Raw genomic sequence first — 11,722 nt, forward strand, 5'->3', positions numbered from 1 at the left:
ATTCCTTTCAAACAGCAGCATTTCAGCAGGAGCTTGAACTCCTGCTAAAACAGGCAAGTTTGCTTCTCTGATGAGGTTAAATCATTATTGTAAATTTCATTCTGATCTTTATAATTGTATACTGTTTTATTCTACCTTTAATGTAGAAACAAAAGTATCTAGTTTTTGTTGTACATTATCTTTATTTAGCTCACCACTTCTGATTTCAGTAGCAATACCACCTGCATTTGCCCAATATCTTGAACTGAATTCTGCAGATGTAGGTTGCATTATGGAAGCAGTATTAGCTTCTTCTACAATAACTTTAGCTACTTCGTCTGCCTGAACTGCTGCTGATCCACCAGCTTTAAGGTTTGTTGGAACCTGACCGGTTTCTTCAAAACGTTGTAACTGCATTTCTTCACTTCCTAGATATGCAGCAAAAGCTACTGCTACAGCGGGATTAGCTGCATGAGAGTTAACACCGATTGCTTTTGAACCGTAGAAACCTTTTAACTGATAATCATTTCCATCTGGATTAAATGTAGGAATTACTGCTAATCCTAAGTCATCCCCTAAAGCTTCTTTGTATAAGTTATAGTTCCAGGAACCATCAAACCAAGCACCAATTCTATGATCCGCTGCTAATTCAGATAAGGAAATTTCACCATCATAAGCTGTTTTCGGATTATTAATTAAGTCTATTAAATAATTTGTTACAGCAACACCTGTTTCATTGTTCCAGTTTGCACCTGCTGCAAAATCAGTCTGGCTTTCCCCATAGATTGTTAAACCGGCGCCATAATACCAAGCACCTAATTTCCAGCCACCTGCTGATTCAAAATAGAAATTGTATACATTTTCAGGAGTTTCTTTTGCCATAATGCTTTCAATAGATTTAATATCATCTTCATTTAAAAGTGTTTTATCATAGTACATAAAAAATGTATTATGTGTAAAAGGAATTGCATAAATAGCATCATCTACTTTTACTGTATTAACAACGGATTCCGCCATAGTTGATTTAACCATTTCTTCTGTAGAACCGCCAAGTCTTGCAATTGCACCTGCATTTACAAGTTCATTTAATTGATCGTTAGCAAAGAAAAATACATCCCCTGCTGCTCCAACATCTTTTAAAATTTCATCTTTTGCTGTGTCTTCACCCTGTGTTTCAACAGTAAATGTAATATTCCATTCTGGATGTAATGCCTGGAAGGATTTTGTCATGGAATCCATTGTTCCATCCTTGATTTGGTTTTCAGGTGCCCAAACCTTTAAAGTAACATCCTCTGCTTTTGTAGGTTCTTCCGTTTGACCAGGAGTCTGTGTTGTTTCTGCTTTGTTGTTATCAGTTGTTGGGTTTTCCGTTTTTTTACCACAGCCAACTAAAGATGCTACTAATGTGGTAACCATAATTAGACCAAAAAGTTTCTTTTTCATAAATTTACCTCTCCTTTAAATTTTTTTGATTCATTGAGATGACTTTTGTCACAGCCTTTATCATAAAATGCCCTAAACAAATATGTTCCTTCCAAAACATGTTTTACCAATAGCACATTATTGCTAAAACACATTTTAAACATAATATGTTTTTACATTTTACTTCATTAATTAGTGAATACTATACATTCCATATATCCCGATTGTACTCTAAAATAGTTCTGTCAGAAGAGAAGAATCCTGCTCTGCTGATGTTTTCTAACATCATTTTTGACCATTTTTCCCTATCTTCATAATCTGCTAGTATCTCTTCTTTTTTCTGCATGTACTCTTTAATATCTAACAAGGTCATAAACCAGTCTTTATTAATTAACTCATTGTGCAAGCGTTCTAAATTCTCTTTTTTACCGATTTTCATTAAGGTATCACTTACAATAAAGTCAACCATCTGACGGATTTCTTTATCTTTATTGTAGTAGTCTTTAGAAACATAATCTCTGTTTTCATAATGTGAAATTACTTCTTCACTGGACTTACCAAAGATGTAAATGTTATCTTCACCAACCAATTCTGCAATCTCTACGTTTGCACCATCCATAGTTCCTAATGTAATAGCACCGTTAAGCATGAATTTCATATTGCCGGTACCACTGGCTTCCTTTGAAGCCAAAGAGATTTGTTCTGATATATCACATGCAGGAATTAATTTTTCAGCTAGTGTTACGTTATAATTTTCCACCATAACTACTTTAAGATAAGGATTTACTTCTTTGTCATTATTTATCAATTCCTGAAGACATAAAATCAAATGGATAATGTCTTTGGCAATAATATAAGCAGGGGCTGCCTTTGCTCCGAATATTAATGTAATTGGTGTTGTAGGTATTTTGCCATTCTTAATTTCTAGATATTTATGAATGATATATAAAGCATTCATTTGCTGTCTCTTATATTCATGCAAACGTTTAATCTGAATATCAAAAATAGAATTTTCGTCAACTTCAATACCCTGATTCTTAAACAAATATTCTTTTAATGCTACTTTATTTCTATGCTTAATATCAAGTAAGGTATTTAAAACATTGGCATCTTCTTTAAAGTCTAAAAGTCTTTCCAGTTGGTCAGCATCCTTTTTAAACCCATCACCGATTAAATCCGTTAAAAATGCAGCTAAGTCATAATTACAATGTAATAACCAGCGGCGGAATGTAATTCCATTGGTTTTATTATTAAATTTTTCAGGATAGATCTTATAAAAATTATTTAGTTCATTCTGTTTTAAGATATCCGTGTGAAGTGCCGCAACACCATTTACACTAAAGCCATAGTGTATATCAATATGTGCCATATGCACCCTTTCCTGGTTATCTATAATTGCTACCGTAGGATCGTCAAATTTTCTTCTCACTTTATTATCTAATACTTCGATAATAGGAAGTAAATGAGGTACTACCTTTTTCAAATATTTAATAGGCCATTTTTCTAAGGCTTCTGATAAAATAGTATGGTTGGTATAAGCACAAGTTTTAGAAACAATATCAATTGCTTCATCCATTTCAATGCCACGCTCCATAAGCAGGCGGATTAATTCCGGTATTACCATAGTGGGATGGGTGTCATTAATCTGAATTACTGCATAATCATATAAGTCATGTAAATTACTTCCCTTAAGGATACATTCTTCTAAAATCATCTGTGCAGCGTTGCTTACCATAAAATACTGCTGATAAATTCTTAAAAGTTCGCCTTTTTCATCACTGTCATCAGGATATAAGAATAACGTAAGGTTTTTTTCAATATCTGATTTTTCAAAGGAAATTCCGTCTTTTACTATGGATTCATCAACTGTTTCTATATCAAATAAATGCAGCCAGTTGGTACGATTATCATAACCTGTAACTGCTATATCATATAGCTTTGATTTTACTGTAAAATCCTTAAAATTTACCCTATAAGACTTATCTCTCTTTATAAGCCAACTATCATCTGTAATCCATGGATTAATGGTTTCTTTCTGAAGATTTTCTTCAAATACCTGCTTAAATAATCCAAAATGATAGTTTAACCCAATACCATCTCCATTAAGCCCAAGTGATGCAATAGAATCCAGAAAGCATGCTGCTAACCTTCCAAGACCGCCATTTCCCAGAGAGGGCTCCAGTTCAATATTCTCAACTTCTGTAATGGATTTACCGCTCTGTTTTAATTCTTCTCTTATTTCATCATAAATCCCTAAATTTATCAGATTATTGGATAATAACTTACCGATTAAAAATTCTGCTGAAATATAGTAAATCTTTTTATTGGTATCTTTTATATATTTTTTTTCAGCCATTTCTTTTGTCATTTCCAATAGGCCGAAATATATCTCTTCATTACTGCATTCCTTAAGAGTCTTATTATATTTTTTTTGTAATATCTCTGCTAACATTCCTGCTCCTTCCTTATGCCATTACCGTCTGCTCGCTATAATGAGTTCCTTTAAATTACCGATTTCCTTTTTAAATTTACTAAAACTGTCTAACTTCCATTCCCAATTAGGTGAGCCAAGTGTACCGGGAGTGTTGATTCTGGCTTCATCCCCTAAATTTATTAGATCCTGTAAGGGCAGGATTGCCATTTCTGCAATACTGTCTAAAGTTAGCCTTACAAAGCGTTTGGAAATAATTCTATCGTCATAGCCTGATTTCTTCAGAGATTTTCTGATCCTATTCTGTGTCTTTTTATCCTGTGATAAATACCAGCCTCTTATGGTTTGATTGTCATGGCTTCCTGTATAAATAACCATATTTTCCATATCTTCAAAATTATTATTGTTTTCATTAGGATCAAATGTAAATTGAACGATTTTCATACCCTTTAATCCATAATGGTTTTTAAGTACATGAACTTCTTCTCTTAAATCCCCTAAATCTTCTGCAATAATCTCAACTTCCGGTAGTTTCTCACCGATTAAGTCAAATACTTCATAACCGGGGGCTTCTAACCATTCACCTTCAACAGCAGTTTCGCAGGTAGCAGGTATTTTCCAGTAGGTATCAAAAGCACGGAAATGATCAATGCGGATAATATCAAACAGTTTACTGTTATAAGCAATTCTGTCTAACCAAAACTGGTAATTTTGCTTTTTTAAATAATCCCAGTTATAGATTGGATTTCCCCACCTTTGGCCGGTAGCACTAAAATAATCCGGTGGAACCCCTGCAATAAATGTGGGTTTTCCCTCTGCTCCAAGTAAAAAGCATTCCTGATTTGCCCATACATCTAAAGAATCAATCCCTACGTAGAACGGAATGTCGCCCATAATCCGAATGCCGTTTTGATTGGCGTAAGTCTTTACTTTCATCCATTGTTTGTAGAAGATATACTGGACAAACATTTCGTAACGTATTTCTTCTTCGTATGCAGATACATCAAACTCTCTTGTTTTTATCCATTCTTTCTGCGCTTTATCCCATTCATTCCAACACCTTAAATCATTTTTCTTTTTTAGTGTAAGAAATACCGCATAAAGATACACCCATTCCTGTTTTATAAAGTCCTTATAATCCCCGTCTTCTGTAAAATTAAGAAAAGCTTCTTTAAAATAATTTTCTTTAAAATTTCTTACTTTTTCATAATCAATAGATTTACTGTTTTTTTGAAAACTTGCCGGTCTTTTTGTTAATAAACCATCCTTATATAGTTCATCAAGACTTATATAGATCTCATCACCTGCAAATGAGGAGTATGGCTGGTAAGGTGAGTTACCAAATCCCAGGGGATTAAGGGGTAATATCTGCCATATGTGAAAACCGCCTGTTTTTAATAAATCTATCAATTCAAAACTATATGAGCCCATATCTCCAATTCCATGATTTGACGGTAAGGATGATAAAGGTAATAGTATTCCTGCTTCTCTCATAAATCTTTTTCTCCTTCAAACTTGCCAGTATAACTAAAAATGAGTCTAATATGAATATAATAATTCTACATGACTTTCTGCTCGGAAATTGTATACAAGCTTGCCTGCCAGTGTTGTATCTCGCTCTTTCAGAAATACAAGCTTGCTCTTGATTTCACTACAGTTTCTTTATATCTGCTGAATAAAAACCCCTTTTGGTTGTAAAATTGTCTCTGCCTGTAATAGGCTAAATAATTCATTGCCTTTCCTTTGAACTACAATACTATCCTCAGAACAATTTAAAATAATTTCAACTTGGTTTTGATCTTCGTCTGTTTTTATATAGTGAATCACTCTTTGGTTGTTCTTATCCTCTATAAAATGAAAATGTCTGCTTTTAAAAGCTTTATTTGTTTTTCTTAAATGAATCAGCGCTTTTATGATATCAATTCTATCTTTATAAAGCCCTTCATCTATATCTTCCCAGGGCATACATCTGCGGCAGTCCGGATCATAGCTTCCTTCTATTGCAAGTTCTGTTCCATAATAAATACATGGACTGCCTGGCATGGTAAACATGAGAGCCAACTGCTGGTAGAAAATATGAATATCGTTTACCTTATCTATCAGCCTATTGGTATCATGAGAATCCAATAAGTTGAATAAAACATCATTAGTCTGCTGCATATACATGGTAAAGTTATGATTAATGGCACATTCAAAATCATAGTTGGTTTTCTCTGGGTAAACCCAAAAGTCTGCTATGGAAGTGGCTAATGGATAGTTCATAACCCCATCAAATTCATCTCCCTGCAGCCAGGTAATTGCATCGTGCCAGATTTCACCTAATATATAAAAATCCGGCTTTAGCTCTTTGGTCAGCCTTCGCAAATCCTTGCAGAATCTATGGGATACTTCATTGGCTACATCAAGTCTAAGACCATCAATATTAAAATTTTTCACCCAGTATTCCACAACATCCAGTAAATATTTAATGACTTCAGGATTATTGGTATTTAACTTTGGCATTCTGGAAGTAAAAGCAAAGGAATAAAATGACCCATTCTTTGTATTATGATCTTCTTTGTTAAAAGGCCATTTGTTAATCATGAACCAGTTAAAGTACTTGGAGCCGGGCCCCTTCTCTAAAACGTCCAGCCATGGAGCAAACTGGTTACCGCAATGATTAAATACACCGTCAAGCATAATACGAATGCCCTTTTCATGAGCTGCATCCACCAGGTTCTTAAATACTTTTTCATCACCAAAATGTGGATCAATCTTCATATAGTCTTTGGTATCGTATTTATGACTGGTATTTGCTTCAAAAATAGGTGTCAGATATATTCCGTTTATACCTAGATCCGCCAAATAATCCAGCCGGTCTATAATTCCCTGTAAATCCCCTCCATAAAACTCTTCATTGCTTACTGTATGATATCCCCATGGTTTCACATTCTTCGGATCATTCTTTTTATCTCCGTTATTAAAACGTTCCGGAAAAATCTGATACCACACTGTATCATTTACCCAGTCCGGTGTTTTGTTGATATCAATGCTATTCATCCATGGAAATGTAAAATAGACCAAGCTTTTCCCTTGATGGTTCATTTCCCCTTCTGTATAGAATCCATCTTCAAAATAGTAATAAGAAGTATTTTTAGCCACAAGTTTAAAATAGTATTTGCACCTTTTAAACTTAGGTTTTACTGTTGTTGTCCACCAGATATGATGTGTCAGGTTCTTTTTATAAATCAACTCTTCTTCCACACCATTCCATCTCCAATTACCACCTAAAATCCCATTTTCGAAAGGATCACCATAATATATAAAAACCCTCTCTATATCATGGCCTGTTTTTATATTAATAATAAGATCCTCTTCATTTAACGGATAACAATAATTATCAGAGGTTCTGTGGTAAACCGCTTCAAATTTCATAAGTAACTCCAATCCTGTTGTATAAAAAATATGAACTAGTTAAAATCAAATTATCTTTATCAATTTATATTTACAATATTATAATTGTCCGGAAAACGGTTTCCTTCAATGGATAAAAAATTATATTGACATTACCCCTCATTTCTGAATAACATCCATATAATTAATTGTACATACCTCATAAGGTATCTCCGTATGCTGTCCCTTTTCTCCGTCAAGTAGCTTTTTTAACTCATCAAACGCCTGTTTGGATTTTAGATTAAAATTCTGTTTTACTGTATTCATAGCTATCTTGGTATAACCCATTAACCGGATTCCATCAAAACCACAAACCGGTCTGTAAATATCCATTTCTGTAAGAGCAAACACTGCTCCAATTGCCATTAAATCCGATGCGCAAACAATTGCATTTGACTTTTTGCCAAATTTTAATGTAATCTCTCTGGCTTTATATTCGTTAAAATCACCATGTTTTACAATAAGTTCAAAACCAAACTCTTCCTGTAACTTCTTCATGGCATCCAAACGCCTATTGGTTATATAACCCCCTGCTCCCCCTGCTATATACAGCACCCGGTCAATGTAGGAATTCTCCTGCAAAGTTTTTTTAGCTACTTCATATTGGGCAGAATAATGGTCAAGAGATACGGAGGAAGTCCTGTCATTTGTAATAGGCGAATCCACTAAAACACAGTAAAATTCCTGTTTCTCAATTATCTTATATAAATTCTTATTCTCTATGGACAAATTGTATATAATTAAACAATTAATCCTTTGAGATTTTAAATAGGCTGTTACTTGTTTGTAATTCATCTCATCAAACTGGGAACTAAAGAAAGTTACCACTTCAATATGATATTCTTTTGCTTTTTCAAAGGCACCTGTTAAATACTGCATGCTGATTTCATCCACAAATTGGCTATTATGACGGATATCAACGATTAGACCCACCCTATTAAATACTTTCTTAGAAAGGGATACAGCTACTGAATTTGGAACATATCCCAGTTCCTCCACTGCCTTTTCAACTTTTGATCTGGTTTCATCACTTACTAAAGAATAGTTGTTTAGAACCTTAGATACTGTTGATTTTGCTACTCCTGCTTTTTTCGCCACGTCATTTATCGATACCATAAAATTGCCTCCTGCGGAAAACGGTTTCCTTACATATTACTATACAACTCCTTTTCATATTTGTCAATACGATTCTATAAAGTTTATATTTTAACAATTATTTCATTTACTTTTTTGGTGATTTTTTATAAACAGTTAATTATAAGAAATATTTCTAATAGGAATAGAAGTTCTTTACTAATCTTAAATGGGCAAGTGTATTAACGTTAATAAATTGAATTATAAAGAAGCAAGTTAAAATAGTTGAACTGATATAATAAACATTTAACTTTCTGGTAAAATGCGGTATACTTTTAATTAAAATTAGCAACGTTTGAAATTTGAGATAACTTATATAAAATTATAGGAGGTATGTTATGTCGGATGAGATATTAATTATTAATGAAAAGAATTTAGTCGGAAAGCATAAGGCAGAAAATGAGCCGTATGAATATGTTAAATATGAGATTACACCTCGTGATAAATTTAGCCAATGCTATATTGCCATATATGAAATTCCTCCTTTGAAATTTAATTATCCATATCATTATCATATAGCAAATAAGAAGCATTCTTTATTATAAGTGGACAGGGAATTTTGAAAACACCTAAGGGAGATAGAAAAATCAGCTCAGGGGATATAATTGTATGCCCTCCGTCGGAACTTGGAGCACATAAAATAATAAATACTTCCGATTATGAATTCCTTAAATACATAGATTTTGACACGACAAATTCACCTGATGTTGTATATTATCCAGATTCAGATAAAACGGGTATTATTATTCATAATAAATCAAATACATTTTTTAAAAATAAAAATAAGACAAACTATTATGAGGGCGAATAAATTTGCCCTCTCTTGCTTCGCAATTAAGAAATATTAGGCCATAACGATGGATGGAAAAATGATTTACTACTATAATTAGTCATCTGTTTATTTACAGTCATATTTCCCAATAAACAGCTTTGCCATCAAAAACTTAAATAAATAAGGGATATAGGTTTTTTGTGACTTTGGTAAATTCGCTATGGTTCTTATATTATTAGAATCGCACCAAAATTAAAAAATCAAGATGTTTGACAAGACAACGCCGAAGAGCTCTCGAGTTTTCAATATGATTTAAGCGATTACTATAATATTAGAACCATCGAGTTTTCCTATGGAACAAAAAACCTATATCCCCTATTCTCGAAGTTCTCACTAACTTTACGTGGGCAAAGCGCAGGTAAGGTTACTAAACTAAATTTTATTAAGCCATAAATCCCCTGTTTTGCTGCTGAGGATCTATAAATGTTTCGTTAAGTACCCCTTTTCCATAGGTTAGTCCAGCATAAAGTTGTTGTGTATTTTGCATAACAGACCCTGAATTATCTTGTTTTGAAACTTCTTTGAAACTGCTGTATAGCTTTTCAAGAATTGTTTCTGCTTCATCCAGTTTTTCAGGGGATTTCTTATATATTGCTGTTATGATAGCCTTATTAACAAATAGGTACAAGCTCATTAAATCATAGGATAAAATATAGGTATAATTTAAAGTTCCCATTAACTCATTTAAGAAACGCTGTCCATGTTTTAATTCTTTTGCATAGCCCTCTATATCATTATTTTTATAACATAATCTGGCTGTTTTTATATCTTCCAGAATTATCTCATATATAATAACAATCAACTCTGTTCTTGAGGCCTGGGTTACTCTGGCTGTATATGCTTGTATCTGATCTTTTGTCATGATTTAACCAGCCTTTCTTTTGTTGGTTTAAACTTTTATCAAATATGTTTAAAATCCACTTAATAATAATCTTTTATATTAGCCTTGTAAAAGTGTTAATATATTCTGTGGTCTCTCATTTGCCTGTGCTAACATAGCTGTTCCTGCCTGAGCCAATACATTCTTTTGAGTGTAAGTAGCCATTTCAGCTGCCATATCTGCATCTTCAATTCTGGAAAGGGCTTCAGACATGTTCTCAGAAGTTACATCTAAGTTTGCTATGGAGTGTTCCAAACGATTCTGATATGCTCCTAGTTTAGCACGAATTGCCGTAACCTCAAGCAAGGCTTTGTCACAGGATGAAATGGCCTCCTGTGCTCCTTTTTCTGTTCCCAGGTTGATATTATCTATACCTAATGTTTTTGGATTAATTTTAGGAATTCTAACTTCCATAATTTGTCCTTCGTTAGCACCGATTTGAAGTTGCATAGGACCTGCATCTAAAACAGTAATAGTAACCGTTGCTGACGCTGGAGGTGTTGCAGGATTCGTAACGGAAGCACTGCCTACCCCAGATACGTTATCTGTAAATTTGGTTCCTGCCACCCCTGGCTCTGTTTCAAATACCATCTCAAATCCATTGTTGTCCGTAACTTTAATTAGCTTTCCATTTGTAGAAACAGTAGCTGTATTGCTGGTAAAACCTGATATATCTGCTTTTGCATCCACACCCTCTCCAGACATTGTGGAAGTGGATAATCCTAATGCACTTGCTAAGGCTGGATTATTACATTGGACATCAATTCTATTTTTTGAACCATATCCTTCTGAAATAAAGAACAGTCTGGTTCCATCACCTATTGTATCTACGGAATAGCCTCCTGTTTCTTCATTTCCTGCTCCGGGAGCTGATGCTAAACTTGCTATTACTCTAATGTTAAGATTATCTCCGGCATTACGAATTTTCTCATATACCTGATCTAAGGTTTCCCCTTCTTCTATTTTGATTTCTATTCCATTTAAATTAATTACTCCAGAAGCACCTGTTGGTATCTTACCAGTTGGTGGTGTACCAGTATCAATTTCTCCACCTCCAACAATTGCCTGTCTGGCATCTTGAGTAACTTTTATTGTATAATTACCCGTTGCTACCGTATCGGATACTGATATTAAATTAACGGAAGAATTACTGGAATATGACATTTGATCGATATTACCATTTAATAAAGTTTTGGTGTTAAATTCCGTTGTATCTGATATTCTTTGAATTTCTTGTGTTAATTGGTCAATTTCTGCCTGAATGGAAGCACGGTCCTCCAATGTATTTGTCCCATTGGCAGCCTGTACTGCTAATTCTCTCATTCTTTGAAGCATAGTACCAACTTCAATCAGAGCACCTTCTGCTGTCTGAATAACAGATATTCCATCAGCAGCATTTCTGGAGGCTTGATCAAGTCCTGCAATTTGTGTTTTCATTTTTTGAGAGATTGCCATACCGGCAGCATCATCTGCTGCACGGTTGATACGAAATCCAGAAGATAATCTTTCTAAACTTTTATCAAGTGCATTATTTGTTTTAAATAACTGATTATTTGCTTTTAAGGCTGGTATATTGTGATTAATTCTCATACTGTTTTTTCTCACCTTTCTG

The 11,722-nt window shown here is 33.9% G+C and carries 9 protein-coding genes; 2 read left to right on the forward strand and 7 right to left on the reverse strand.

What is annotated here, in order from left to right; all coding sequences use genetic code 11:
• Positions 1 to 126: 126 nt before the first annotated feature.
• The 5 genes from BM183_RS11355 to BM183_RS11375 form a co-directional block, all read right to left on the reverse strand.
• The gene (locus BM183_RS11355) at positions 127 to 1,422 is read right to left on the reverse strand and encodes an extracellular solute-binding protein (RefSeq protein ID WP_091687005.1); all 1,296 of its coding nucleotides are present in this window, start codon (positions 1,420 to 1,422) and stop codon (positions 127 to 129) included.
• A gap of 181 nt (positions 1,423 to 1,603) precedes the next feature.
• Positions 1,604 to 3,853 carry a glycogen/starch/alpha-glucan phosphorylase gene (locus BM183_RS11360; protein WP_091687006.1) on the reverse strand — a complete coding sequence of 750 codons (2,250 nt, stop codon included), beginning with the start codon at positions 3,851 to 3,853 and terminating at the stop codon, positions 1,604 to 1,606.
• A 21-nt stretch (positions 3,854 to 3,874) separates the two neighbouring features.
• Positions 3,875 to 5,326 carry a 4-alpha-glucanotransferase gene (malQ, locus tag BM183_RS11365; RefSeq protein WP_091687007.1) on the reverse strand — a complete coding sequence of 484 codons (1,452 nt, stop codon included), beginning with the start codon at positions 5,324 to 5,326 and terminating at the stop codon, positions 3,875 to 3,877.
• A gap of 168 nt (positions 5,327 to 5,494) precedes the next feature.
• Positions 5,495 to 7,246, reverse strand: a complete 1,752-nt coding sequence (locus BM183_RS11370) for a glycoside hydrolase family 13 protein (RefSeq protein ID WP_091687008.1) — start codon at positions 7,244 to 7,246, stop codon at positions 5,495 to 5,497.
• A gap of 138 nt (positions 7,247 to 7,384) precedes the next feature.
• A complete protein-coding gene (locus BM183_RS11375; RefSeq protein ID WP_091687009.1) occupies positions 7,385 to 8,380 on the reverse strand; it encodes a LacI family DNA-binding transcriptional regulator in 996 nt (331 codons plus the stop codon).
• Between the two features lie 356 nt (positions 8,381 to 8,736).
• Here BM183_RS11375 and BM183_RS21055 point away from each other — a divergent pair, with 356 nt between their 5' ends.
• Together BM183_RS21055 and BM183_RS21060 are read left to right on the forward strand one after the other, a co-directional pair.
• Complete coding sequence (locus BM183_RS21055; RefSeq protein WP_242960975.1) at positions 8,737 to 8,943, forward strand: hypothetical protein; 207 nt, start codon at positions 8,737 to 8,739, stop codon at positions 8,941 to 8,943.
• A 14-nt stretch (positions 8,944 to 8,957) separates the two neighbouring features.
• Complete coding sequence (locus BM183_RS21060) at positions 8,958 to 9,209, forward strand: cupin domain-containing protein (RefSeq protein ID WP_242960976.1); 252 nt, start codon at positions 8,958 to 8,960, stop codon at positions 9,207 to 9,209.
• A gap of 403 nt (positions 9,210 to 9,612) precedes the next feature.
• On the opposite strand, the gene BM183_RS11385 is transcribed toward BM183_RS21060, so the two are convergent.
• Positions 9,613 to 10,092, reverse strand: a complete 480-nt coding sequence (locus tag BM183_RS11385) for a flagellar export chaperone FliS (protein WP_091687010.1) — start codon at positions 10,090 to 10,092, stop codon at positions 9,613 to 9,615.
• A 78-nt stretch (positions 10,093 to 10,170) separates the two neighbouring features.
• Positions 10,171 to 11,700, reverse strand: a complete 1,530-nt coding sequence (locus tag BM183_RS21280) for a flagellin N-terminal helical domain-containing protein (RefSeq protein WP_091687011.1) — start codon at positions 11,698 to 11,700, stop codon at positions 10,171 to 10,173.
• Positions 11,701 to 11,722 lie beyond the last annotated feature (22 nt).

Source organism: Anaerocolumna aminovalerica, assembly GCF_900115365.1.
Lineage (GTDB): Bacteria > Bacillota > Clostridia > Lachnospirales > Lachnospiraceae > Anaerocolumna > Anaerocolumna aminovalerica.